Origin of the sequence: Aliiroseovarius sp. xm-d-517 (assembly GCF_013283135.1) — a bacterium.
In the GTDB taxonomy this organism is placed as follows: Bacteria; Pseudomonadota; Alphaproteobacteria; order Rhodobacterales; family Rhodobacteraceae; genus Aliiroseovarius; species Aliiroseovarius crassostreae.
The window spans coordinates 679201-704720 of record NZ_WBXT01000001.1 but is presented as its reverse complement, the minus strand read 5'-3'; the positions used below and the strand labels follow the sequence as shown (position 1 = coordinate 704720).

Sequence of the window (25520 nt, the reverse complement as noted above, 5' to 3'; positions counted from 1 at the left end):
CCTTTACTCCCACTCGATGGTGCCCGGAGGCTTCGAGGTGATGTCATAGGTGCAGCGGTTGATGCCCTTGACCTCATTGATGATCCGCGTGGCGGTTTCGCCAAGGAATTCATGGCTGAACGGGTAGTAATCCGCTGTCATACCATCAACTGAAGTCACGGCGCGCAACGCACAGGCGTAGTCATAGGTGCGCCCGTCGCCCATCACGCCCACGGTGCGCACGGGCAGGATCGCCACGAAGGCCTGCCAGATCTCATCATAGAGGCCGTGTTTGCGGATCTGGTCGATGTAAACCGCATCTGCCTCGCGCAGGATATGGAGCTTTTCACGGGTGATTTCTCCGGGGCAGCGAATGGCCAGGCCCGGCCCGGGGAAGGGGTGGCGACCAATAAAGCTTTGCGGCAGGCCAAGTTCACGCCCAAGGGCACGCACTTCGTCTTTGAAAAGTTCCCGCAGCGGCTCGACCAGTTTCAGGCCCATTTTTTCCGGCAGACCACCCACATTGTGGTGCGACTTGATCGTGACCGAGGGACCACCGGAGAAGCTGACCGACTCGATCACATCCGGGTAAAGGGTGCCCTGGGCCAGGAACTCAGCGCCATCAATCGTATCGGCGTGTTTCTGGAACACGTCAATGAACAGCTTGCCGATGATCTTGCGCTTGGTTTCCGGGTCCGACTGGCCTTCCAGTTCGCCCAGGAAAAGCTCCTGCTCATCCGCGTGAATCAGTGCCATATTATAATTGTCGCGGAACATGGTGACGACTTCTTCAGCCTCACCTTTGCGCAACAGGCCATGGTCAACAAATACGCAGGTCAGCTGATCGCCAATGGCTTCGTGAATCAGCACCGCCGCGACCGAGCTGTCAACGCCGCCGGACAATCCGCAGATGACCTTCTTGTTACCAACCTGTTCGCGGATCTTGCGGATCATTTCTTCGCGATAGGCCCCCATGGTCCAGTCGCCTTTGAAACCCGCCAGTTTCACAAACTGTTCGTAAAGCTTTGCGCCGTTTGGCGTGTGGTGCACTTCGGGATGGAACTGCACCGCGTAGAAGTGACGCTCCTGATCGGCCGTGATGGCGTAAGGCGCGTTGGGCGAGGTGCCATAAACTTCGAAACCCGGTGCGATTTCAGAGACATGGTCGCCATGGCTCATCCAGACCTGTTCGTCACCTTCCGCATACCAGCCTTTCAAAAGGTCCAGTTTCTGCGTTTCCTTGACATAGGCGCGGCCAAACTCGGCGGTGCCATGGCCGCTTTCGACACGGCCTCCAAGCTGGTGCATCATCACCTGCTGTCCATAGCAGATGCCCAGGATGGGAACCCCATAGTCAAAAATCTCCTGTGGGGCACGAGGGGACCCTTCGCGGGTCACGCTGTCGGGCCCACCGGAAAAGATCACCGCTTTGGGCGCCATATCGCGCACAAACTCCATGGTGACATTCTGATAAGGGTGGATTTCGCAATAAACATTCAGCTCACGCAGGCGACGCGCGATAAGCTGCGTGACCTGGCTGCCGAAGTCGATGATGAGAAGGCGGTCGTGGCTCTGATCTGTCATGTCATGCCCTTATTCCAGAGGGCGGTTTTTCGCAAGTCCCGAGCGCGCGGTCTAGTGAGATTCTCGGTCGATTTTCTTAACAGGTTTATAGTGCCATTCCGCCAATATGTCGTTTTTGCCCCCTACGCGCCGTTTCAGGCGGGATTTGCCGGGGCGTGCGGTATAAATCCTATGAAAACAGGATTTACACCGACATATCGGAGGAGTTGACATGACCGAAGCTCGCGCACGCAGACGGGGTCGTGGGGGCGGGGGCGCCGCCCGCCGCGCAGAACGCAGTGCAGTTTCATTCGAAACCGCCAAATATATCGAGCGCAACATTCCGAATCTCGAGATTCTGAATGATGAGGCGATTGAGATCATCGAATACAACGCCGAAACCGTTCTGGAAGAGGTTGGCGTCAATTTCGTGGAAAATCCTGCGGCTCTGGCCCGCTGGAAAGAGGCCGGGGCAGATGTCGAAGGCGAGCGCGTGCGCATCCCTCGTGGTCTGGCGCGTGAACTGTGCAAGACCGCTCCGAGCCAGTTCACCCAACATGCCCGCAATCCGGACCGCAACGTGGTCATTGGTGGCAATAACCTGGTTCTGGCCCCAGTCTATGGCCCGCCCTTCGTGCGCGATATTGATGGCGGCCGTCGCTATGCCACGATGGAAGATTTCCGCAAGTTCGTGAAGCTTGGCTATATGTCGAAATGGCTGCACCATTCGGGCGGCACGGTCTGTGAACCCACGGATGTGGCTGTGAACAAGCGCCACCTTGACATGCTGATGGCGCATATGGAGCTTAGCGACAAACCCTTCATGGGGTCGGTGACCGCGCCGGAACGTGCGCAAGATACCGTCGACATGTGTGGCATCCTGTTCGGCAAGGAGTTTGTCCAGCAAAACACCGTCACCACCTCGCTGATCAACATCAACTCGCCGATGCAGTTTGATGATGTGATGATGGGCGCGCTGGAAGTGTTTGCCGAGAACAACCAGGCCGCCATTATTTCACCCTTCATCGTTGGCGGGGCCATGGCGCCTGTGTCGGTGACCGGGACGCTGACCCAGGTGCTGGCAGAAGTGATGGCTGGTGTGGCCTATTCGCAGCTGATCCGCAAAGGTGCTCCGGTGATTGCCGGTACGTTTGTATCCTCAATCGACATGAACTCGGGCGCACCCACCTTCGGCACCCCGGAAGCGTCGAAAGTGACCTATGGCTGTGGCCAGCTGTTCCGTCGTTTGGGGCTGCCCTATCGGTCTGCCGGATCGTTCAACGGCTCAAAGCTGCCCGATGCACAGGCGGCCTATGAAACCGCCAACTCGCTGAATGCGGGCCTTCTGTCGGGCGTGAACTTCATGCTGCACTCCTGTGGCTGGCTGGAAGGCGGCCTGGTGTCGTCCTTTGAGAAGTTCGTGATGGATGCCGATCAACTGGGTGTGCTGCATGGTATTGCCAGCGGTGTGACCTCGGATGAGAACGCGCAGGCGATGGATGCCATTCGTGAGGTGGGGCCGGGCGGCCATTACCTTGGATGTGCCCACACGCAGGCCAATTTCCAGTCGGCGTTCTGGCGGTCGGATGTTCTGGACTACAAACCGTTCGAGACCTGGGAAGAGGAAGGTGGCAAGGACACCTATCAACTGGCTGCGGAAAAGGTTGAGAAAATGCTGGCGGACTATCAGCAACCGGCAATGGATCCTGCGATCCATGAGGGGCTGACCGATTTCATCGCGCAGAAAAAAGCGTCGATGCCTGACGCCTTCTCATAAGGAAAACGCCCCGGCAAGGTTGGTCTTGGCGGGGCAAATCTCGAATTTCCCAACTGGGCTTCAGTTGTTTGGGAATGTTCTGCCTGGTTAAAGCGTTTCGTGGTAAACTTGAGACACATGTTTCTTCCGAAACGCGTTAGCAGGCTGGTAAGGGGTCTTAACAAAGGCCCCTTTCACTATTTCAACATTATACCCCTTTAAGCTTTCGTGGCAGCAGGCGTGCCTCGGCCATCAAGGCAATCAACACTTCCACATGTCGTCCAACCGAGTAAGAGGCATCTCCGGCCTGGCGAGTCGCTTCGAGGCGGGCCTCTTCGACAATCAACCCGTCCACCGCGGAGGCGGGCGATGGGGTGCGGGGTGATTTCATCAATCGTTTCAGATCCCTATCGCGGTTGTAATCAATCATTCCGAAACGGGCTGCGCGGATCAGAAGACGGGGGCGGCGCAGCGATTTCAAGAGGTCCAAAGCATCGGTCATACTGTTTCCTTTCGTCCTGTTGATGACAACAATACTCAACCCTAAGAGGTGTTGCGTTGCGCGATTCCAGCGAACGCAGGTTTTAATAATTGTTTCACTTTTCGCAACAAAACTGGTCCCAGCCCTGAACAATTAAGAAATCAGTAACCAAACGCGTGCTAGCAAATATACCTGTTCTGCAACCGCTAGTAGAGCGTCAACCGGAGTGGATCACCGGTTTCCGAACCACTTCAAAGGGGGACATATGGAGTTTTCGAGCTCGAAACATTTGGATATCGCGATCGGGGACATGATTCCCTGGCTGCCAACTGCGGTGAAACTGTATCTTGAGCATACGGAGCGGGGGGAAACCATCCGCGCTCTGGCGCGCCAGAAAGGTGTGCATGCGTCGACCGTGCTGCGTCAGGTTCAGAAAACCGAAACGCGCCGCGACGATCCCTTGATTGACAATTTTCTGACCCAGATGGCCCTGAACTGGTGTGACCAGGTTGCCCCGGTCGGAGATCTTGAGGAAAGCGATGTGCCTGTCTCGGATCTCGAAGGGAGCAATGGCGTGATTGGCAAACATGCGCTCCGGGTGTTGCGTGGTCTTATGAAGGAAGGCACGCTTCTTGCGATCACAAAAGGCGTGGACACGGCTGTCGTTCTGGATTTGCGCGAAGGTGAGAACCCGGTTCAACTGTGCAAAGCGCCGCGTGAGGTCGCAGAAATTCTTGCACTGCGGGATTGGATCAGCGGCACTTCATCAGGGGCTGTGTCGCGCTATCGGATTACCCCTGCCGGACGCTCTGCGTTGAACAAGATGATGGCGCAGGCGGAAGGAAAGGCGTCGGGGTGCACCTCCGAAAGCGGTGCATTTTTACGCCCGGACCGCGCAGGAAAAAATGCCTCGGCCGCAACGCGCAAACGCCGCACTGTTGGTGCAGATACGCCGTTGCGTGTTCTGGCACGCAGCCGCTCGAATGGACAACCTTACCTGTCCGAAGATCTGGTCCAGACCGGAGACCGCATTCAACGGGATTTTGCACTAGCTCAGCTGGAGGCGTCCCCCCAATCCGGTTGGAGTGGTGTCATGGCCGGATTGCGCCAGGTGCCAACAGGTAAGGGGTCACGCGCGGACAGGATGCTGGATGCCCGCAACCGGTTTGTCGCCGCAATGGATGCACTTGGGCCGGAACTTGGGGAAATGGTGTTGGGTGTTTGCTGCCATGAAAAGGGTATGGAGCGGATGGAGGCAGAGCTGAACATGCCTGCTAGATCCGGAAAATTCATGCTGAGAGTGGCCCTGAAATATCTGAAGCGGCATTTTGACCAGGTGGGCGGAGAAGACCACGATTTGATTTATTAAAGGAACAAACAGGGCTCAAATCTGGTCAAAAATTGGGCGAGGCTGGCGGGTGGAGCTGGCAACTAAAAACTCGTGAGTTGCTTGGCCCGGATTGCGAATTTACAGCGTATCAAGACCTGTCACAATATCAAAATCCACCCCCGGCGCCTGCGTTGATATCTCTGACTTGATGACTTTGGGATTGGTGATTTCGGGCGCCATAACCCGGTATTTTCCCTGAAAACCGATGGCCTGCAGTTGCAGGGCAAGGTCCAGGCAATCAAAGCTTCGGCTCATCAGAAATGAGATCACCAATCCCGGATCGAGATGATGGATCAGCTCTTCGGTCACATCGGAAAACTCGACAAAGCTGACACGGTCCCGATCCGGAAGGGGCAGGGTTTCAACATCCCCCGCTACAAGATCTCCGACTGCAAGAATATGTGACGTGTCGATCTGTGCAATCATCTCTGGTCCAGTTTTGTTGTTATGCCGCAGTGGTTTCGCGGTCTGGGGTCATATGCTGCCTTGCCGGAGACATGTCGCTATTTATAGAGGGTGTTGTGGAGGTTTCAATTCTCCTTTCAGGTGAAATTTGACCGGGTGCCAATTCCCCCTCTTTACAGGTCGTCAAATTCGGGCGCAAAACTTGGCGAAACATGGCAACACCAAACTGAGGAGTGTGGATTTGGCCAGTGCGGGAAAATATGACGCCATCCCCATTCCGATCATGGAAATTGCAGCGGATGGGCAGATTTGCGAATTGAACGGCGCAGGGCAGGACCTGTTCGGTGCACGGGCGCTTGGCAGATTATATGCTGCGGTGCTGCGCCAGCCGGTTTTATTGGCACGGATTGAAAATGCACTGACAGGAGAGCTGGCCTCGCCGGTTCGCTATCTGACAAATGAAGCCACGCGCGACGTGATATATGAAACCCACGTGACGCCCGGTCTTCAGGGAAGTGTTGTGCTCAGTTTTCTGGATATCACCCATAAGGAAGAGGCCGGGCAGATGCGGGCTGATTTCGTGGCAAATGTCAGCCACGAACTGCGCACGCCCCTGACGGCCCTGTCCGGTTTCATTGAAACCCTGCGGGGACCGGCACGAGAAGATGCCGAGGCCCGTCTTCGTTTTCTGGACATTATGGAACAGGAAGCTGGCCGGATGAACCGGCTGGTTGGTGATTTGCTGTCTCTCAGCCGGGTGGAAGATATGGAGCGGGTGCGCCCGACCGATCCGCAGTCCATCCGTGAAATCCTTGCGGCGGCTGTCAGCATGTTGAGGCCGCAGATTGACGAACAGGACGTGACGTTGAACCTGTTACTTCCACAGGATATTGACGATAAGGTTCCCGGGGACCGCGATCAGCTGCTTCAGGTTTTTACCAATCTCATCGAAAACGCGGTGAAATACGGGCGCAAAGGCGGGATTGTGGAGATCTTCCTGGAAACCCGTAGGGACCAGCCGGGCATGAAAGGTCCGGTTCTTTCCGTCACGGTTGCTGACCAGGGGGAAGGCATCGCCGCCCATCATATCGGGCGATTGACCGAGCGTTTTTACCGGGTAGATGGGCACAGATCCCGTGAAATGGGCGGCACCGGTCTTGGTCTGGCGATCGTCAAGCATATCCTGAACAGGCATCGTGGTCGGCTCAGGATTGAAAGCGACGTGGGAAAAGGCAGCCGCTTTATCGTGACATTGCCGCGCATAGGTTGAGTTTTATATGGACAAAGCACACCAATAAATTGTTAGATCCTGCAAAATTTAAATTAACCAGTAATTTTGCGGTGGCAAAAACACATGGATATGCACCAGTCTGACGCCGTATCTCTTCCGTCACCGATCAAAGGTCCTCTTGCTCAACGGGGCATGCCGGATCTGCACGATACAAAACAACTTGCCCAATGGGTTGCGTTGGTGGCCGAGGTGATGATGCTGGCGGTTTGCCTGCGGTATCTGATGATCGGGGCATATCTGCCGGCTTTCATTTCAGCTGTTCCAGTTGGTTTGATCATCGTGGATCAGATCGCTTTTTTGAAATCCAGAAGCTTGCCCCTTGCCCCTCATGTGATTCTTCTGGTTATTGCCGTGGCTCAGTTGAGCGTGGCCAACCTGATGACAAGTTCGACCTTAATCTGGACCTTTCCCACCCTTGTCGGCTCCTTCCTGATCGCAAGAACGGGGGTTGTGAACCTTTATGCAGCCATCATGCTGACCTGCGGAACCGCCATCATCTATATCGAGGGGGATCTGAGCTTTGCTTTGCGGTTTGCACCCGCTTTTGCCGGAACATGGGGGTTTTTGCTCATTCTCGTTCAGGTGATGAACGGATTGCGGTTTCGGGCCTGGCAGCAAAGCATCACGGACCCGCTGACAGGGTGTTACAATCGGCGCTATCTGGATCAGTATCTTGATGTTCATATCAAAACCGGACGGGTTGCGATGCTGGTGATTGATATGGATAATTTCAAGCAGCTCAACGATGCGAAAGGGCATGTGGCCGGGGATAAAGCCCTTTGCCGTCTCGTTGAGATCGTGCATTCCAGCTGGGCAAGCGAGGCGATTTGCTTTCGTCTTGGCGGCGATGAATTTGTTCTGTTGCTACAGCTTCCGGCGCGCAGCAGGGAGCATATGAGCCTGCGGGAACAGGATCGCCACCTGACCCAGTTGGGCCAGAAAATTACAGACGTTTTGAACCAGGAAACCAGCTTTTCGGTTTCAAGTGGTCTGACGCATTTCAACTGGCCTTGCGATCTGGAAGCTGTGTATCGGCGGGCGGATACCGCGCTTTATGCTTCGAAAGACCTGGGGCGGCGGCAAATGTCCGTGGCAGATACGCTTGCCTCGCCCCCCGAACACACGGTTTCCGTGCCTGCAAGGGTTCAAGAAGCCCTTTTCTGAACGGATCCGTGGGCTGAAGTTCATAAAAATGTCACCTGTCATACTCCTGTTACACAAGCGTCACAAAAGCTTTGTCCAAGCGCATTAGCACGGCGCCAGGTCACCAAGGCTGGTGACGTGATGAAAACAGGAGAAGACAATGTCTTTCGTGAAACTGACCGCTTCCGCATTGGCCATTACGGCCGCAACCGCAACCGTTGCTACCGCTCGTGATCAGGTGCAGGTTGCCGGGTCGTCCACTGTTCTGCCCTATGCGTCGATTGTGGCCGAGGCGTTTGGTGAAAACTTCGATTTCCCGACCCCGGTTGTTGAATCAGGTGGGTCGTCGGCTGGCCTGAAACGCTTCTGCGAAGGTGTTGGTGAAAACACCATCGACGTGGCCAATGCCTCGCGCAAGATCAAGGATAAAGAGATCGCCAAATGCGCCGAAGCTGGTGTGAAAGACATCATCGAAGTGCGTATCGGTTATGATGGCATCGTGTTTGCCTCGCAACTGACCGGCCCGGACTTCTCGGCCTTTGAACCGGCTGACATCTACAATGCGCTTGGTGCACAGGTGATGGTGGATGGCAAGCTGGTTGATAACAGCTTTGTCACCTGGAACGAGTTCAACGCAAACCTTCCCGCCGTGGACATTGCCGCCTTCATTCCCGGCACCAAACACGGCACCCGCGAAGTGTTCGAAGTGAAGGTGATGGAAGCCGGGTGCAAGGCCACCGGTGCCTATGACGTGTTCCTGGCCGCTGCTGAAGGCGACAGCGAGAAAGCCAAGAAAAAAGCCGCCGCCAAGATGTGCTACAAGGTGCGCACCGACGGCAAATCGGTGGATATCGACGGCGACTACACCGAGACCCTCGCCTCGATCGACGCCAACAAGGACGGCATCGGCATTTTCGGCCTGGCGTTTTACGAAAACAACACCGACACGCTGCAAGTGGCAACCATGTCCGGTGTGACCCCGTCGACCGACACAATTGCAACCGGCGAATACCCGGTGTCGCGTCCGCTTTATTTCTACAGCAAGAAAGCCCATATCGGCGTGATCCCGGGCCTGAAGGAATATGCTGAATTCTTCGTCTCGGACGAGATTGCCGGCCCGGATGGTCCGCTGTCGGAATACGGTCTGGTGGCAGATCCAGAACTGGCTGCAACCCAGGAAGCTGTCGCCTCAGAAACTGCTCTGACCCACTAAATCTCTCTGGTGGCGCGGGGCTTCCCTGCGTCACCATCCCCCACCGGATCGGGGTAAGATCCGCTTTTTCCTTATGAGACAGGTCCAATGTCTGCTTTCACCCTTCTCCTGATCATACTGGCTCTGGCTGCCATCGGATTTGCCATTGGCCGGGGCAGGGCGCTCAAATCGGTTCAGGGGGATCGTCGGCGCCTGCATTCCCTGCCCAACTACTATGGTTTCAATGTCGCCATGCTGGCCTTTGTGCCAGCGGTTTTGGTTCTGGCCTTGTGGGTCGTCGCGCAACCGCTGATCATAAACGGGGCTGTGTCCTCGATGATCCCCGAAAGCGCGTATGACGATGCGGGGGCTCTCAACCTGATCATGAGTGATGTGAGACGCGTCTCTGAAGGATTGGAGGCCGCACTGGATCAGGGCGTGCTGGCGCGGGACGGGGTGCAAACCCTGTCGACGACAACAACTGACATCCGCGCTTTGCTGGCTGAGGTCGGTGTCGCCCTTGGATCGGATGTCAGCGAAGAGGTTCTCATCGCTGCCCGTGCCTACCGTGAGAAAACACAGACAGGAAATTGGGTGATGACGGGGGGTGTCCTCGTGATTGCTCTGGCCGGGTTTCTGGCAGCCTTGCTCAAAACCCATGGGGATCTGCGCGCCCGCAACCTGGTTGAACGCGGTATTCTTGCCGTTCTGGTTGGCGCGGCGTCGATTGCCATCCTGACCACGCTGGGCATTGTCTTGTCGCTGATTTTCAACACGGTCAGCTTTTTTGGCATGTTTCCGGTTTCGGATTTCCTGTTTGGCCTGACCTGGTCCCCCGAAGGGCGCGGCGGTTCTGAACATCTGGGCATCCTGCCGCTTCTTTGGGGCACCATTTACATCTCGATCGTGGCACTTGCGGTGGCAGTTCCGATCGGATTGTTCGCCGCAATTTACCTGTCGGAATATGCAAATGCCAAAACCCGTGCGGTCGCCAAACCATTGCTTGAGGTTCTGGCAGGCATTCCAACCATTGTTTACGGTCTGTTTGCCCTGACCGTGGTGGGGCCCCTTCTGGTTGAAGTGTTTGGCCGGGATGGGCTGAGCTGGATGCAGGGTGCGCGCTCGGTAATGACGGCGGGGCTTGTGATGGGCATCATGCTGATCCCCTTCGTGTCATCCCTGTCCGATGACATCATCAATGCTGTGCCACAGGCCATGCGCGACGGGTCTTACGGGTTGGGTGCAACCCAGTCGGAGACCGTGCGCCAGGTGGTTCTGCCCGCGGCCCTTCCGGGCATTGTCGGCGCCATCCTTCTTGCCGCAAGCCGGGCGATTGGCGAAACCATGATTGTGGTGATGGGGGCAGGGGCGGCCGCCCGCCTGTCGATGAACCCATTTGAAGCAATGACCACGGTGACCGCCAAAATCGTTTCGCAATTGACGGGGGATGCGGATTTCGCCTCGCCCGAGGCGCTGGTGGCCTTTGCCCTGGGCATGACCCTATTCATTCTCACACTCGGGCTGAATGTGGTGGCACTGATGATCGTGCGCAAATATCGGGAGCAATATGAATGACCGACTTTACCGCAACTGGCCTGTCTGGAAAGGACCTGCCGGAGCAGGCCAGGCAGGGATCATCTTCGCTTCTTGAACAAGATGAGCGCACCCGCAAACGCAATGCATCAGAGCGCCGTTTCCGAGCCTATGGTATCAGTGCCATTGCAATCGGCCTTGTCTTTCTGATTGTCCTGATCTCGTCGATTTTTTTCAAAGGGGTCGGCGCGTTCCAGCAGACCACCATCACCTTGCAGGTCGAGCTGCTGGAAGCCAAGCTGGACAAGTCCGGTCAAAGGGACATCGAAAAGATCAAGAAGGTCACGACCTTTGGCTACAATCCGCTGATTGACGCAGCGATCAAACGCGCACTGGATGCGGCCGGGATCGAAAGCCCGTTCAAAAAGGGCAAGGAACTTCGCAAGCTCCTGTCCTCTGGCGCTGCGGCACAGATCCGTGATTTTGTCATCGCCAACCCGGACCGCATTGGTGACACTGTGGAATTCAAGCTGCTGGCCTCGTCGCGGGTGGATGGATACCTGAAAGACCGTGTGAGCCGGGACAGCCTTGCGCGCGACAAGAACCTGACCCCGGATCACCTGGATCTGGTGGATGGGCTGCGCGATGCTGGGGCGCTGCGCAAAAGCTTCAATCTTGGTTTCATAACCGGGGCGGACGCCTCTGAAAGCCGTCCTGAACAGGCCGGGATCGGGGTGTCGATGTTGGGCAGTTTCTACATGATGCTTGTCGTGTTGGCCGCGGCGTTGCCGATTGGTGTTGCCGCGTCGATTTACCTTGAGGAATTCGCACGGCAAAACTGGTTTACCGACCTGATCGAGGTAAATATCTCAAACCTCGCCGCTGTTCCGTCGATTGTGTTTGGTATCCTTGGTCTGGCGGTGTTCATTCAATTTGCCCATCTGCCGCAATCTGCGCCGCTGGTTGGAGGATTGGTGCTTACGCTGATGACCCTGCCAACAATCATCATCTCGACCCGCGCATCGTTGAAAGCGGTGCCGCCCTCGATCCGCGAGGCCGCCTTGGGCATCGGGGCGTCCAAGATGCAGACCGTGTTTCACCATGTTCTGCCACTGGCCATGCCCGGCATCCTGACCGGCACGATCATTGGTCTGGCGCAGGCGCTTGGTGAAACGGCCCCGCTGCTTCTGATCGGCATGGTTGGCTATATTGCCTCAAACCGCCCGGATGGGATCATTGAGGGGTTCCTCAGCCCCAACTCGGCCATGCCAGCGCAGATCTATGAATGGGCAAAACGGGCGGACCCGGCCTATTACGAACGCGCCTGGGGCGGGATCATCATCTTGCTCGCGTTCCTGATGAGCATGAATATCATCGCAATCCTTCTGCGCCGCCGGTTCGAGCGCCGCTGGTAAGAGAGGGGATAAACACATGAACGATATGACGAAAATCGAAAGCACCGTGGATATGAAAACCACCAAGATCTCGGCCCGCGACGTGCAGGTCCATTATGGTGACACCCATGCGATCAAGGACGTGAATGTCGAGATCGAGGACAAGACCGTGACCGCCTTTATCGGGCCGTCAGGCTGCGGGAAATCGACCTTCCTGCGTTGTCTGAACCGGATGAATGACACGATCGACATCTGTCGCGTGTCCGGTGACATCCTGCTTGATGGTGAGGATATTTACGACAAACGCGTCGATCCGGTGCAGCTGCGCGCCAAGGTTGGCATGGTGTTTCAGAAACCCAACCCGTTCCCCAAGTCGATCTATGACAATATCGCCTATGGGCCGCGCATTCATGGCCTTGCCAGGAACAAAGCGGAACTGGATGAAATTGTTGAGAAATCCCTGCGGCGTGGGGCAATCTGGGACGAGGTGAAGGATCGGCTTCATGCGCCCGGCACCGGCCTGTCGGGGGGGCAGCAACAGCGTCTGTGCATTGCCCGCGCCGTGGCCACGGAGCCCGAGGTTTTGCTGATGGACGAGCCCTGTTCGGCGCTGGATCCGATTGCCACCGCTCAGGTGGAAGAGCTGATTGATGAGTTGCGCGAGAAATTTGCGGTGGTGATCGTTACCCACTCGATGCAACAAGCCGCGCGGGTCAGCCAGAAAACCGCTTTCTTCCATCTGGGCAACCTGGTGGAATATGATGACACGACCAAGATTTTTACCAATCCCGAAGACAGCCGCACAGAAGCGTATATCACGGGCCGGATCGGATAAGGGCAGGGGACCAGACAATGATTGATCAACATATCGCTTCCGCGTTTGACCGTGACCTTGAAGAAATTCAGGCGCATGTGATGAAAATGGGCGGGCTGGTCGAAGACAGCATCCGCGAAGGGGCCAGATCGCTGAAAATGCGTGATGAGGAACTGGCGGAAAAGGTTCGCAAGGCAGACAAGCAGATTGATGCGCTCGACACCAAGATTCAGGAAGAATGCGCACGCCTTCTGGCCCTGCGTCAGCCGATTGCCTCGGATCTGCGGACCGTTCTCACCGTGATGCGGGTGGCCGCGAACCTTGAGCGGGTTGGCGATTATGCCAAGAACATGGCCAAACGCACCACGGTTCTGGTGCATATGCAACCGATTGACGGGGCATCCGGGGCGATCAAGCGGATGGCCAAGGAAGTGCGGCTGATGCTGTCGGATGTTCTTGATGCCTATATCCGTCGTGATGTGGATCTGGCACAGGATGTGCGCCACCGGGATATCGAAGTGGACCAGATGTATAACGCTCTGTTTCGTGAATTCCTGACCTTCATGATGGAGGACCCACGCAATATTTCCTCCTGTATGCATCTGCATTTCATCGCCAAGAATATCGAACGGATGGGGGATCACGTGACCTCGATCGCTGATCAGGTGATCTATCTTGTGACGGGTGAAATGCCGGAAGAAGCCCGACCAAAGGGAAATTCGGTCAACTATAATCTGGACGCACAAATGGGGGTGGAGCGCGAAACATGAGCACGTCCAAACCCTGTATCCTTTTGGTCGAAGACGAACCCGCCCAACGCGAAATCCTGCGCTACAATCTGACCTCAGAGGGATATGAGGTGATGATGGCGAGCAATGGGGATGACGCGCTGGTCATGGTGGATGAGGTCATGCCCGACCTGATCTTGCTGGACTGGATGTTGCCCGGAGTATCAGGGATCGAGATCTGTCGTCAGATCAAAGCCCGGAAGGAAACACGCACGATCCCGGTGATCATGCTGTCGGCGCGATCCGAGGAGATGGACCGGGTGCGCGGGCTGGAAACCGGGGCTGACGACTATATGGTCAAACCTTTTTCGGTGTCTGAATTGATGGCGCGCATTCGCACCCAGCTGCGCCGCACCCGCCCGGCAGCCATTGGTCAACAGCTTGAGTTTGAAGGGATTGTTCTGGATGGGGACAGTCATCGCGTGACCCGTGATGGCGAACCGATCAAACTTGGTCCCACCGAATTTCGCCTGTTATCAACCCTGATTGAAAAACCGGGGCGGGTCTGGAGCCGCGAGCAGTTGCTCGACCGGGTCTGGGGCCGGGATGTCTATGTCGACACCCGCACGGTGGATGTGCATGTGGGACGGTTGCGCAAGGCGCTGTGCAAACATGGGGGCGAAGATCCCCTCCGCACGGTTCGTGGAACCGGGTATTCCCTTGGTTGAGGGGTAGAACTGATTTCATCGGGGCAGGAGGGATCCTGCCCCTTTTGCTTTTATACGTCAGATTGGCGCGGATTTTCGGTGTCGTGACCTTTCACAATTCCAACGGGCCTGGTTCCGTGCAGGATTGCTCATTGCCCCAACGCGGTCATCACAATCATCTCATGGCACAGATAGGCGGTGGCGAGGATCTGGGCGGGGGGCTGATCCTGACGCAACCGATCAAGCGCATCCGCCAATAGCAGAAACTGACGCGCCTCAGCCCCGCGGGCCAGATCGGCCAGATGATCGGGCTGCAGATGCCTGCATTGTTCGGCCAGATGGCTGAGCACCTGGGCCGCAAACCCGCTGTCATGGGTTGCAAGCTCGGCTCCCCGCAAATGTTTCAACCCGCGCAGCAGGCCACCTTTGGCGCGTGTCAGGATCCCGCCCTCAGGAGCCGGTTGAAAATCGAGATTGGTGGTGGTCAGCCCCAATCCATCCGGTCGCAGCAGCGCCACCGGTTCATGCAGCAGCTCGTCCCCGATAAGAGTGGTCACAATCAACAGTGCCGCCGCACCGGGAAACTGCAGATGCAGATGGGTCAGGTGATCCATGTCTTGCGGGCGGGCCGAAAGCTCGACCACCGCGCCGAACAGATCCTGCGCCCGCCAGCGATAGCGCTGGCTGATATCGTCAAAATACGGCTCATCGATGCGTGACGGGGCGATCAGTGCGGGCAGGGGGGAGGCGCCCCGTCGTAGCCCCTGTCCAATCCGGTTGCGCAGGGTGGCGCGCAATGCGCCCCAGTTCCTTATGCAGGCTTCATGATCTTGTAGGCGGGCAGGGGACAGGGGACCATTGACCTGCGCTGTTATCTTATCCGCCGTTGAAAGCCGCCCGTCCGGGGACAAATGCGGGTGTTCCAGCGTGACCACATTCCCGGTCAGGCCCGGCACAGAGGGCACCCCCCAGAACGGGTTGGCATAGGCGCGGGCTGGTGTGAAACCGGCATCCATTCCGGCACCACGCGCCATGGTGGCGGGGTGGAATTCACTTGTCCTGGGGTCCAGAAGATACAGGGTCAGGCCACGTGCGCCATTGGGGCTTGTCCACCCTTTCGCCCCCAAAGCCCAAAGATCCATCGGTGGGGCAGGGGCATAGCTTCGGCGCACCACACCCAGAAGGGCGGGATCGTCAGGCGTCTGTGCCAGTGCCTTGACCAGAGCGTAGGCCTGCGCCAATGCCGCCAGATACCGCCCGCCTTCAAAGCGGATATCACCAACCTCTGCCCAGCCCGACAGGGTCGACAGGGTCAAAAGCTGTCCGGTCAGGCGCGGGGCGGCCTGCACCTTGGCGGATATTGCCAAATCAAGAAACCGTTCCTGCGCCAGTTGGGCAGACCCATGAAAGACCTGCGAAATCGCGGCCTCAAGTGCCGTGGCGATCTCGGTCAGCATAGGTTGATCAGGTCCGGTCAAATCCGGTTTGGAGGACGGGGTATCGATCCCCCCTCTTGCCACCCCGGCCCTATCGCGAATGGCAATGGCCCCTGCGGCCACCACCAAACGTTTGCGGGTGGCAGGCCCCTTGTAAAGCGCGGCAGAGAGCGGTTGCCCGGCCACAAATGTCACCGAAGCCTCTGGTGTGGCGAAACTGACCTGCGCATTTTGCCCGCGGTTTTCGATCCGGGCGGATCCGGCCAACATCATTGCCCCGTCCAGATCGGCCCCCGCAAATTTCTGCAGGACATCCGCTTTCAGCGCCACCAGCCCCTCCGTAGCGGTGGCCGTAGCTGTGGCGGCAAGCGGCATTTCCGGTGTGGGCGCCTTTTCCTGTGGGTCCTCTTCTGACGGCGCGGGGGCAGGGGTGTCCGAAGGTGTATCCCGCAACACCAGCATGGCCGTCAGGATATGGCTGCACATACCGGGGGCGGGGCAGTCACATGTGGCGGATTGCGGCCCCGCCGCAGGGATCGTCACGCTCTGCCCACTGATGGTCAGATCCGCGCCACCTGCATCATAGTGCAGCACCTCTGCCTCGCCTGTGGCCTTGGTTGCGCGACGCAAAAGCCCCTTATTGGCCAGCGCAACCAGTGCGGCATCATCAAAGGAAGCAATCAGATCCGGTAAGCTCATCGCATCACCTCTGCCAGCCACACCGCCAGCCGGTCCGGGGTCATTGCGCCGATTTTCATCCCCAGCCCCGCAAGACGCCCGGCAATCTGCTTGTCCATATAGGGATCCCCCAGATCATCCAGCGCCGACAGGCCAATCATCCGCACCTTTGCCTCGTTCATCCGCGCCACGGAACGATAGAGCCGACGCGGGCTGGCCCCTTCGGCAAAGTCCGAGATCAGAACAAAAACGGTGCGCTCGGGTGTGTCCACGAAGCGTTCGCAATATTCAACAGCACGGCCGATATCGGTGCCGCCCCCCAGTTGCACCGACAAAAGCGTTTCCAGCGGATCAGTCAGCCGGTCGGTGACATCAAGGATCGAGGTGTCAAACAGCACCATCGACACGTTCACGCCGGGCAGGCCAGACAGGATTGCGGCCATGACCGCGGAATGGATGATGCTGTCGGTCATCGACCCCGACTGGTCCACGCACAGCACTACCGACCAGGGAAGGTGTCGTCGCTCCCGCGCGATGAAACGCAGATCATCGGCAATGATCCGGCCGCTTTCCGGGTCGTAATTCTTCAGGTTGCGCCGCAGGGTGCCGCGCCAGTCAAAATTCGCAGCCGAGGTCACATGGGACCGTTTGAACGGGTTGCGCCGCCCGGAAAAGGCACGTTGAACATCCGATTTCAACCGGCGCAGGATATCTTGAATGACCGCATCTGCCACCTGACGCAGCTTGTCTTTCATCTCGGGCTTGGCGCGGCCATGGAAACTGAGCAGGGTTTTCAGCAGGTCCTGATTGGGTTCCAGACTGTCCAGCGTCTTTGGGTCATCCAGCAGATCGGACAATTCGTAGCGGTCCAGCGCGTGGTCCTGCATCACCTCAAACACCGACTGCGGAAAGAGCTTGCGCGCCTCCCCCAGCCAGTCCAGCGCCTTCATCTGGGTCGGATCAAGTGATCCCGGACCGGACGGGCGGTGCAAGCCGCGTTTCTCGTATTCGCGGCCATAAAGATAATCAAGCGCCCGGTCCGCGCGCCCGTCAGACCCGGACAGCCCGCCCAACTGCCGTTCGGCATAGCGGCCAAGGGCAAGGCGCCAGCGGCGTTTGGCGTGATCGGGATCGCGTTCGCTCATGCCGCACCTCCGGTGATCCAATCCAACAACCCATCTTCCCGAAGCGCCGCGCGCAGGGCGGTATCAATCTGTGCCCCCTTTGCGGCCTCACGCGCGTCCACATCGTGATGATGTGCGGTAAACTCTCCCACTGTGCCGCCATGGCGACGGGACAGGGCGGCGGCCACCTGATCCGCTTCGCGTGGTGAAAGGGCGGACAGGGCCAGTCTCAGATGGGGCAGCACCTCCAGAAATCCGTCATCTTCCAGACCGGTCAGAAAGTCATCCAACGCGCCCAACATGCCTTCGATGGTCCACAGCAGGGATGGAGCCACCGCCAGAACGCCCCGCAACCCGGCAAGCCGCGTGGGCAGGTCAAGGGCGCTGCCGGTCAATTGCGCGACGATAAGATCGGGCAGGGTATGATCCGGCTTGCGCCCGCTTTCCACCGCGATGGCGGTGATGGCACCCAAAAGCTCCGGAGCGGGGTCCGCCTTTGCCACCCGGTCCAGCGCCCCTTCAAACAGTTCGGCGTCAAAGTGTTTTCCCCCCGGACCGCGCATCAGTTCGGACAACAGGCGCAGCGCGTCCAGACAGGGCGGGATCGCCTCTTCTCGCATCTTCGGCAGGTCGTCACACAGATAAATCATGCGCGAGAAAGCCTGTTGCATGGTGGGGGCAATCGCCAGCCTCTCAGGCAGTGATAGCGGCCCGCGAGAGGCTTCGATTGCGTGCAACTCCACCATTGCACTGGCGGCATCGGGAAAATCCGCTGATCGGGTGACCGCCCCGGAAATCTCACCCAGAAACCCGGTCAGATCCGTGCCCAACCCTGCCAGAAGTCCCTTCTTGAACAGCGTGATCAATGCCGACAGATCATCGGCCCGTCCTTCATCCGCCAACGCAACGCGAAGGGCATTGAGCTTGCCCAGGCAGGCGGCAGGCAATGTGTCACCATGGAGTGCAGCCTCGATCAACTGCCCCTCGACGCGGGGCGACCAGGCATAGTCCCAATGTTCAAACAACAGCCCGGTCTGCACGGCGTTCAGGAAGTCCGGCCCGCCCTGCCGTGTGGCAAACCCCGTGTCCAGCAGCGCCATCGCATGGGCAAAACGCGAGGCGGCGAGATGGGCGGGTTTGCGGCGAATATCCAGGCTACGCTCGCGCCGTTGCCCGTCGGTGACGTCAAAGCGGTGACGCCGTGCGCGGGCGCGGGCATCTGACACAATCGGTGGCTGGCCTGCTGCATCGCTGACCTCACCCAGGGCATGGCCGCGCAGGAAAAGGGTAAATCGTTCGCGCCAGACATCTGCCCCGCTGGCCTCACCTTTCAAAAGTGAGGAGGTCAGCCCGTCAAAGAGGTCGTGCCGCAATGCGCCGGGGCGGCCCCGTAACCGGGCCAGCGTTTCTGCCGTGCGCAGAAGCTCGACCTGGGCGGGCACCGGGATGCCATACCCTGCATCCCGCATCTCGGACGCAAAATCCGCGACGATCTCATGGGCGAGGGCAGGCCAGTTGGGAGTTGTTCCGCAGGCCTCAGCGTGATCCCACAGCGTCTGATAATAGGCGGGTTGGGGCAGGCCCGCGCCATATCCCATCAGCGCGTCGAGCTCCTTATACCCATAGCGGATCAGGTAAGAGGCCGCATCGGATTTGCCCCCTGCCTTGGTCTTGCCCGCCGTTTCGGACGGAGACAGAAGAGGTCCAGCGTGAAACCCGCCGATCACGCAGACAACCGGGCCGTCCATGACCCCTTCAGCAAGGGCGTCACGCAGGCAGGCGGCCATATGGGCCTCGCGTGCCGGGTCTTCACCGCTTGCAATTTCCTCGTCCGGGGTGGCGGCGCGCAAGGCGGCGCAATAGGCCCCCACATCCCCCAGGAACTTGCGCCAGTCGGTTTCGCCCAGCCGGGTTTCAAACAGGTGGTCCCAAAGCTCATACCCATCGCGACAGCCAAGCCGCTCACAAAGCGCGCGCACGTAGTCACCGCTGTTAAACCCCTGTTCACGCACAAGCGCGCGCGGGCCGGTCTGATCGTCTGCCTCCCCGGCCATCTTGACGTCTGACCCAAGGTCGATGAACTGTAAATCCGCGCCAACCGCTGCCCCTTCGCGCAGGGCCACCCATTCGGGGGAGTGGGCGCAGAACGGGTAATAGGCAGCCAGCCGGGGGCCGTTTTTCTGATCCAGCAAACTGGCCGCCGCCACAGGGGGCACGGTGTCGGGATCCAGAAGATGCGGGATCAGATGGGACAGGTCATGGGGGGCTTCGATCAACACACGCGATGGTTTCAGCTCGCGGATCATGGCCCGCACGGCCCAGGCGCAGGCGGGCGAATGGTGACGGATCGGGGCCAGATACAGCCCCGTCTCCGGTTGAAACAGCCGGTCATGCACCTGATGGATCAGCGCCTCATCCCGCATGCTCACCCCGCGCGGCCGCCGTGGATCGTCCGTCAGTCATCATCCTTGGCGGCCCTGTGAAATGCCGCCCAAGCGCGGCTTTTGCGGCCTCGTGCACGGGCAATGGTATCGACATAGGCGCGCAGTTTGCGGGCATCGTCAGCATCATCCTTGAACACCACGCCGCGCAATTGTCGCGCCACATGGGCGCCGGTGGGAGCTTCGCCTGACAGGTAACTGGCGTCCAGCAACGCGCCGTGTGCCACGTTCACCGCCTCTGCCGTTGACATGACGGATTTGGGCTGCGCCACCACCGCGCCGTCGTCAGCCCGCCCGGTGCGCAGGTCCCGAAAGACCGACACCACCACGTCGAGCACATCTTCGGGCAGATCCGCCTTCAGGTCATATTCCGCCATCCGTTCGCTCACCTGCCGGGCAATCAGCTCTTTCTCAAAGGCGGCATCAGCGATCGGGGCCACGGTTTCAAAATTGAACCGTCGTTTGAGTGCGCTGGACATTTCGTTCACGCCGAGGTCCCGCAGGTTGGCGGTGGCGATCACGTTGAAGCCGCGTTCTGCACGTACTTCGCGCCCTGCACCCAACTCGGGCATGGCCACGGTTTTTTCCGATAGGAGCGAGATCATCGCATCCTGCACCTCGGGGGCGCAGCGGGTCAGTTCCTCGATCCGGGCGATCTGGCCGCCTTGCATGGCGGTCATCACGGGCGAGGGGATCAGGGCGCGGTCGCTGGGTCCTTCGGCCAGCAGCAGCGCATAGTTCCAGCCATAGCGCAGGTGATCTTCGATCACCCCGGCGCTGCCCTGCACCACCAGCCGTGAATTGCCGCTGATGGCGGCGGCGAGGAGTTCGGACAAGAGCGATTTGGCGGTGCCCGGTTCCCCCACCAGCATCAACCCCTGATGCCCCATCAGGGCCACAATGCAACGATCCACCAACGGGTCGTCACCATAAAACTTGCGGCTGACGTCCAGCCCCTTATCGCCCAGGATAAACCGGCGCACCGCGCGGGGGGACAGCGCCCATCCTGCGGGTTTTGGATCCTGGTCGGCCGCGCGCAGGCGGGCAAGCTCTGCCTCGTATCGTGTTTCGGCAGGCAGTTTCTGAGCGGTGTCTGCGGTTACATCCATGGCATTTTCTTTTCCCAGTTGGGATCAAAACTGCCCTTGGCAACCATGTCCCGGTAATCATTCCAACATTCCGACAATAGCACCGGTGGCACCTCGGATAAGGGCACTGTGCGCCCGCGGCGACCGGCACCGTGCAGCTTGGCAAACTCCAGATGGATCTGCGCGGCGGCGACATTTTCTTCGGGCAGGCAGTTGCCGGAAAATTCGATTACCGCACAAAGCCCCGCGCTGCGGAAGGTCTTGATATACTCGTTGAAATAGCCGCCATCCAGTGCCTCGCCACGTTCATATCCCAGCTTGGTGCTGGCGCCCCGGAAGCTGAACGTGTCGGTGATCCAGCCCTTGCGGTCCTCGATCCGGGTCTCATTGCCCATCTCGCCGTCCAGCGCCAGAAGCGGGCGGCCAAACTGGGCGAAGAGCGGTTTGACCTCGTAATCGTCCAGATGAGTGGCCCAGGCCTTTGCCGCGTCGTCAGACAGTAGCGCGCCATGGGCGAGGCGGATGGTGGTGAAGCTGTCGGGCGTCACCTCGTTGTCATCCGCATCCACATAGTCGCCTTCGGCGGTGGGGCGGAAGGCGGTGATGATTTTGCCGTCGGCATCTTCACCCAGCCAGATCACCCGTTCGGTCAGACGCCCCATCAGGGGATGATCACGGAAATCGCGTATCCAATCCGCCACCGGCCAGCGACGTTCGGCGCAAAGGGCTTCGTAAAGCCGTTCCCCTTGCAGGGTGATCACCTGTTTCAACTCACGTTTCGAGGCCGAAAGCTGTTTCTTGCTGGCCTTGGTGGTGTCATCATCCCCGGCTGGCAGGCCTTTGATCTGCTTGCCATCCGGGTTCAGCACCACCAGCTTGAAATCCTCATCCAACCGGGCGGAATAAGGTTTTTCCTCTTCCCCGATTGGCAGCTCCAGCACGCCGTCATCATTCAGCCCAGCGGTGGGAATGGTGCGGTCGGCCAGTTCGTCCATCGACCAGTCGCGCGCTTCTGCGACCGCTTCGATCAGCTTGCCCGCATGGGCCTGCACACCTTTTTGCTTCAATCGCGTGGCGGCGGAAATCACGATCTGCAGAGAGAGCGGATCGCCCTTCGCGGCCAGAACCTCCAGCAGGGACGAGGCCTGAGATGTGCGTGACCCGTGCTGTTTCAGGTAATTGCGCACCGAGGCAGCCGCATGGGCCGGATCCACATGTTTGGTTAGCGCCAGCACGCCTTTGGTGGCTGCGCCTGAGTTCAGATACTGGGTTTTGATGCTGTTATAAAGACCGCGATAGGCCTGTTCGCGGGTATAGCTCTTGTCCCAGCGGAGATAGGTTTTCCAGTTCTGATCCGCATGTTGTTCGGCATAGGCGTTGGCTTCGTCATCGCCCGGGCGCACCGTGTCATAGTTGATCCAGGCGTCAAAAATCCAAGTCGACAGGATCTTGGCGCTGTCCGGGGCAAGCTGCGCCAGATAGATGTCAAAAAGCGTGTTGCCGCCCGGTTGCTTGAGCTTGTTGGCGAGGAAGATCCAGGCCTTGATCACCTCTGCCGGCACCTTTTGCCCACCTTTGTATTTCAAGGCGGGCAGGTGGTCGCTGACCAACCAATCGAGCTTGTCGAACTTGGCTTTTTTCAGGATCACCTCTGCCTCGGTCATCAGCGCCTTGGGGCCGACATAATCGGACAGTTCCACCCCCAGACGGGAAAGTGCGGTGAGGATTGCCGCTTTGGCCAGATCAGATTTTTCCTTTTTCAGGCGCGCCTTCAGGGGTTTCACCGCCTCTTTGACGCCAAGATCCGCCAGCCATTCGGCGGCCCCGGCGCGCACGTCCTGCCTTGTGTCGTTGAGCAGCGCAATGGCGCGCTCTTCCAATCCCGGCGCCCCTTCCAGCATCGCGCGGGCCTCGGCCCGGCCGGATTTGGTGGTGCCGGTTGCGACCTCCAGCAGCGGGCCGTAATAGCGTTGTGGCGTCTTTGGCAAAAGCTGCAGGAACTGGATTGCGCGCAGCTTGCGCGGCGCGGGTTCACCGGCGGCGCGCAGGCCAAATGCCTCGTCAAAAACGTCGAAGCTTTCTGCCAGCAACGGCCAGAGCGCATCGCGGTTGAGGTCCATCACATCATAATTGCCCCATTCGCGCCCCAGCTCACCCCGGATCAGATCGCCGGGCATGGCCTTGCGGGTCTTGCGGTTGTTCCACGGGCCGGACTGGATTTGGCCCATTTCCACATTCAGGGTTTCGAGATTGCGATAATCCGCATCCTCGCTGTTCACATAGCGCACCAGCCCGCTTTGAACGGCGCCCCATTCACTCAGGTGGAAGGCCGCATAGAAATCCCGTTCGGTGGCGGTGAAAAATCGCAAAGCACGGTCGGGTGACATGCGCGAGAGGGCGTCGAGCGTCCATTTGTCCCGCGCGGTGAAATTCAGAAACTGCCACAGCCTTGTGTGCCCCTTGCGATCCAGATCTGCGCCGGTGCCGTTGAACAGTTTGATAATCTGTGTGGCCATGGAGGGTTTCAGGCGTGGTTCAACAAAGTTGTATTTGCCCTTGCGCGCCTCGTTGCGGCGGTCAATTTCGATATTTTCCCTGGTGATGATGTCCAGAAGTTTCTTTTCATCCTCGGCGCCAAAGGTGACATCCGGTTCCTTGGAAAGCGGGGTCAGGGGAGGGATCTCAACCCGGCTTCCATCCAGTGCCAGATAGGAGGTTCGGTCGGCCTCATCCTCCTCATCTGCCTGCGAGACCTCCTCAACCGTCAGCGCACTTTCAATCGCGGCTTTGATCCGGGCGGTTTTTTCGGATTTCAGGTGGTCGCGCAACAGGGTAAATCCCGCGTCGGACCGCAGGCCTGCCAGAAGATCGACCATGGCGGCGCGGATGGTGGCGGCGCCGGTGTCAAGCTTGTCTTTAGCGATGGGAAGGATCTGATCCTGGGGCAGGGTCATCATGGCCTGCACGGCTTCGTGGCGCACGGATTTTGCGCTGTCGGCGCTCATGTCGATCAGAAATGTGCGCGCCTCCGGGTCGGAGAACATCTCCCATTTGCGCATCTGCGTGATCAACAGCACCTTGCCACCCGCGCCCATGCGGCGGCCCGCCGCCAGCAGATCCTGCTGATGGCTGCGCGCCAGTGGGGCAAAGTCGAAAACCTCGGTCAATCGGCGAATGTCATCACTGCTGCGCCAGCGCCCGTCGTCATTATAGAGGATATCAAACAGATCTTCTGCGCAGCCTCCGGCGGCTTCGCAAATTTCGACACAAAACTCTGGGGTGAGCACGCAAGAGCCTGCATCAATCATTTTGCGCGGCCAGGAATTGGTGGACTTTATCAGTCCCATCCCGGCCTTGGTGAACAGGATGCGCAGGGGCAGGGGGGCGTGTTTCGACCCGGCCAGATAGTCCTTCTCGCCACCACTTGCAGCGGCCAGCACTTCGCCATAGCGGGCCAGAACCGTCGCGTCCTGTGCCTGACGCGCCAGGAACAGCCTGCGGGCCTTGTCGCCGGGTTCGTCGGAATAATTGCTATGGAGCCCAAGGATTTTGGACGCATCTACATTGGCGAGCGTCGACAGGACACTGCCACCTTTATCCTTGAGAACATAGGCGATCGCCTTGTCCCCCAACCCGCGCTCAACCGTATGCAATCGCTGCAGGTCTTTGGAAATGGCATTGGAAACTCTTGGGATATTAAAAAGATTGGAGATAATTCCACGCACTGGCTTTCCTCACAAACGACTAATCAACTCTTAAATCGTTAACGCAAGGACGGGCACAACCCAAGATTAATTTGGAACCGGTAAGGGGCTGCTGCCGGGGAATCTGAACTTCTGTGGGTCCCGTATGCGTGGCATTCCAACTGCATGATCGCATGAAAAACGGCTGTATGTGTGTGTTTGCGGAGGAGGAAAACCTTGATTTGTAAACCAACGCTCTGACCCAGACTGGATCATAACCAAACAGATGCGTAGTGGTGCAACCGTCATCGAGAACCGCGCGGGGTTTCCCGAGAAAGTGGAATAGATGGGGCTAGGGCATTCTTCTTGACGTCGGGTGCTTGGAAGCGAGTCACAGAATTGAAGAGGAAATGAATCTCATTCATAAGGTTCACCATTTACGCACCCCGACACACGTGTCGGATCACCTAAATGGTGAGATGTATACTTAAGCAAATCAGCTATTTAGTGTTTTGAATTTCTGAGACACTAGAAGCCATAATTTTTTCGCTGAGCTATCGAAAAGCCGCCTTTCACCAAACCTGCAGAGAATGGTCGTAATGAGCACATTGTGTCCGATGTTGCATTGGAAACGCATGACAGCAACACTCAAAAGAGGGTAGGATGGTCTTCTACAGCACTACATCCCCCCTTA

18 protein-coding genes are annotated in these 25520 nt (G+C 58.3%); 10 read left to right on the top strand and 8 right to left on the bottom strand.

Annotated features, from left to right (window positions below):
• Positions 1–3: 3 nt before the first annotated feature.
• Positions 4–1563, bottom strand: coding sequence for a glutamine-hydrolyzing GMP synthase (guaA, locus tag XMD517_RS03310; RefSeq protein ID WP_173487143.1), 1560 nt, complete (start codon positions 1561–1563; stop codon positions 4–6).
• Positions 1564–1774: 211 nt separating this feature from the next.
• Between guaA and XMD517_RS03305 the strand changes: the two genes are divergently transcribed.
• Positions 1775–3319 (top strand): trimethylamine methyltransferase family protein, encoded by a 1545-nt coding sequence (locus XMD517_RS03305; protein ID WP_173487144.1) that lies wholly within the window; start codon positions 1775–1777, stop codon positions 3317–3319.
• 187 nt (positions 3320–3506) lie between these two features.
• On the opposite strand, the gene XMD517_RS03300 is transcribed toward XMD517_RS03305, so the two are convergent.
• Complete coding sequence (locus tag XMD517_RS03300; RefSeq protein ID WP_055192159.1) at positions 3507–3800, bottom strand: DUF6477 family protein; 294 nt, start codon at positions 3798–3800, stop codon at positions 3507–3509.
• Positions 3801–4044: 244 nt separating this feature from the next.
• On the opposite strand from XMD517_RS03300, the gene XMD517_RS03295 reads away from it, so the two are divergent.
• Positions 4045–5148: a DUF6456 domain-containing protein gene (locus XMD517_RS03295; RefSeq protein ID WP_173488038.1), complete on the top strand. Its 1104-nt coding sequence runs from the start codon at positions 4045–4047 to the stop codon at positions 5146–5148.
• A 99-nt stretch (positions 5149–5247) separates the two neighbouring features.
• Here XMD517_RS03295 and XMD517_RS03290 read toward each other — a convergent pair whose 3' ends face one another.
• On the bottom strand, positions 5248–5595 hold the full coding sequence (locus XMD517_RS03290; RefSeq protein WP_173487146.1) for a hypothetical protein: 348 nt from the start codon (positions 5593–5595) through the stop codon (positions 5248–5250).
• 220 nt (positions 5596–5815) lie between these two features.
• Here XMD517_RS03290 and XMD517_RS03285 point away from each other — a divergent pair, with 220 nt between their 5' ends.
• The 8 genes from XMD517_RS03285 (at position 5816) to phoB (ending at position 14397) form a co-directional block, all read left to right on the top strand.
• Entirely contained in the window at positions 5816–6844 is a 1029-nt protein-coding gene (locus tag XMD517_RS03285; protein WP_254449751.1) for an ATP-binding protein, read from the top strand.
• An 84-nt stretch (positions 6845–6928) separates the two neighbouring features.
• A complete protein-coding gene (locus tag XMD517_RS03280) occupies positions 6929–8029 on the top strand; it encodes a diguanylate cyclase (RefSeq protein ID WP_173488039.1) in 1101 nt (366 codons plus the stop codon).
• 139 nt (positions 8030–8168) lie between these two features.
• A complete protein-coding gene (locus tag XMD517_RS03275; protein WP_173487148.1) occupies positions 8169–9221 on the top strand; it encodes a substrate-binding domain-containing protein in 1053 nt (350 codons plus the stop codon).
• An 87-nt stretch (positions 9222–9308) separates the two neighbouring features.
• Positions 9309–10775 (top strand): phosphate ABC transporter permease subunit PstC, encoded by a 1467-nt coding sequence (pstC, locus tag XMD517_RS03270; RefSeq protein WP_173487149.1) that lies wholly within the window; start codon positions 9309–9311, stop codon positions 10773–10775.
• Entirely contained in the window at positions 10772–12148 is a 1377-nt protein-coding gene (pstA, locus tag XMD517_RS03265) for a phosphate ABC transporter permease PstA (protein WP_173487150.1), read from the top strand. Before pstC ends, pstA begins: the two co-directional genes overlap by 4 nt.
• Positions 12149–12164: 16 nt before the next feature.
• Positions 12165–12962, top strand: coding sequence for a phosphate ABC transporter ATP-binding protein PstB (gene pstB, locus XMD517_RS03260; protein WP_055192175.1), 798 nt, complete (start codon positions 12165–12167; stop codon positions 12960–12962).
• Between the two features lie 17 nt (positions 12963–12979).
• Positions 12980–13711 carry a phosphate signaling complex protein PhoU gene (gene phoU / locus XMD517_RS03255; protein WP_173487151.1) on the top strand — a complete coding sequence of 244 codons (732 nt, stop codon included), beginning with the start codon at positions 12980–12982 and terminating at the stop codon, positions 13709–13711.
• Positions 13708–14397: a phosphate regulon transcriptional regulator PhoB gene (gene phoB, locus XMD517_RS03250; RefSeq protein ID WP_173487152.1), complete on the top strand. Its 690-nt coding sequence runs from the start codon at positions 13708–13710 to the stop codon at positions 14395–14397. The genes phoU and phoB overlap by 4 nt, the downstream gene beginning before the upstream one ends.
• A 128-nt stretch (positions 14398–14525) precedes the next feature.
• Here the strand turns inward: phoB and XMD517_RS03245 are convergent, their stop codons facing one another.
• From XMD517_RS03245 to XMD517_RS15835, 5 genes are read right to left on the bottom strand one after another with little or no spacing between them, the layout of a single operon-like run.
• Complete coding sequence (locus tag XMD517_RS03245) at positions 14526–16511, bottom strand: hypothetical protein (protein WP_173487153.1); 1986 nt, start codon at positions 16509–16511, stop codon at positions 14526–14528.
• A complete protein-coding gene (locus XMD517_RS03240; RefSeq protein WP_173487154.1) occupies positions 16508–17635 on the bottom strand; it encodes a VWA domain-containing protein in 1128 nt (375 codons plus the stop codon). Before XMD517_RS03240 ends, XMD517_RS03245 begins: the two co-directional genes overlap by 4 nt.
• Positions 17632–20037: a DUF5682 family protein gene (locus tag XMD517_RS03235; RefSeq protein WP_173488040.1), complete on the bottom strand. Its 2406-nt coding sequence runs from the start codon at positions 20035–20037 to the stop codon at positions 17632–17634. The genes XMD517_RS03240 and XMD517_RS03235 overlap by 4 nt, the downstream gene beginning before the upstream one ends.
• Positions 20038–20069: 32 nt before the next feature.
• On the bottom strand, positions 20070–21164 hold the full coding sequence (locus XMD517_RS03230; protein WP_173487156.1) for an AAA family ATPase: 1095 nt from the start codon (positions 21162–21164) through the stop codon (positions 20070–20072).
• Entirely contained in the window at positions 21155–24868 is a 3714-nt protein-coding gene (locus XMD517_RS15835; RefSeq protein ID WP_173487157.1) for a DUF4132 domain-containing protein, read from the bottom strand. Before XMD517_RS15835 ends, XMD517_RS03230 begins: the two co-directional genes overlap by 10 nt.
• Positions 24869–25520 lie beyond the last annotated feature (652 nt).

Coding starts and splice junctions, on each gene's coding strand:
- guaA (WP_173487143.1), bottom strand. CDS start 1,563: ATGACAGATCAGAGCCACGACCGCCTTCTCATCATCGACTTCGGCAGC.
- XMD517_RS03305 (WP_173487144.1), top strand. CDS start 1,775: ATGACCGAAGCTCGCGCACGCAGACGGGGTCGTGGGGGCGGGGGCGCC.
- XMD517_RS03300 (WP_055192159.1), bottom strand. CDS start 3,800: ATGACCGATGCTTTGGACCTCTTGAAATCGCTGCGCCGCCCCCGTCTT.
- XMD517_RS03295 (WP_173488038.1), top strand. CDS start 4,045: ATGGAGTTTTCGAGCTCGAAACATTTGGATATCGCGATCGGGGACATG.
- XMD517_RS03290 (WP_173487146.1), bottom strand. CDS start 5,595: ATGATTGCACAGATCGACACGTCACATATTCTTGCAGTCGGAGATCTT.
- XMD517_RS03280 (WP_173488039.1), top strand. CDS start 6,929: ATGGATATGCACCAGTCTGACGCCGTATCTCTTCCGTCACCGATCAAA.
- XMD517_RS03275 (WP_173487148.1), top strand. CDS start 8,169: ATGTCTTTCGTGAAACTGACCGCTTCCGCATTGGCCATTACGGCCGCA.
- pstC (WP_173487149.1), top strand. CDS start 9,309: ATGTCTGCTTTCACCCTTCTCCTGATCATACTGGCTCTGGCTGCCATC.
- pstA (WP_173487150.1), top strand. CDS start 10,772: ATGACCGACTTTACCGCAACTGGCCTGTCTGGAAAGGACCTGCCGGAG.
- pstB (WP_055192175.1), top strand. CDS start 12,165: ATGAACGATATGACGAAAATCGAAAGCACCGTGGATATGAAAACCACC.
- phoU (WP_173487151.1), top strand. CDS start 12,980: ATGATTGATCAACATATCGCTTCCGCGTTTGACCGTGACCTTGAAGAA.
- phoB (WP_173487152.1), top strand. CDS start 13,708: ATGAGCACGTCCAAACCCTGTATCCTTTTGGTCGAAGACGAACCCGCC.
- XMD517_RS03245 (WP_173487153.1), bottom strand. CDS start 16,511: ATGAGCTTACCGGATCTGATTGCTTCCTTTGATGATGCCGCACTGGTT.
- XMD517_RS03240 (WP_173487154.1), bottom strand. CDS start 17,635: ATGAGCGAACGCGATCCCGATCACGCCAAACGCCGCTGGCGCCTTGCC.
- XMD517_RS03235 (WP_173488040.1), bottom strand. CDS start 20,037: ATGCGGGATGAGGCGCTGATCCATCAGGTGCATGACCGGCTGTTTCAA.
- XMD517_RS03230 (WP_173487156.1), bottom strand. CDS start 21,164: ATGGATGTAACCGCAGACACCGCTCAGAAACTGCCTGCCGAAACACGA.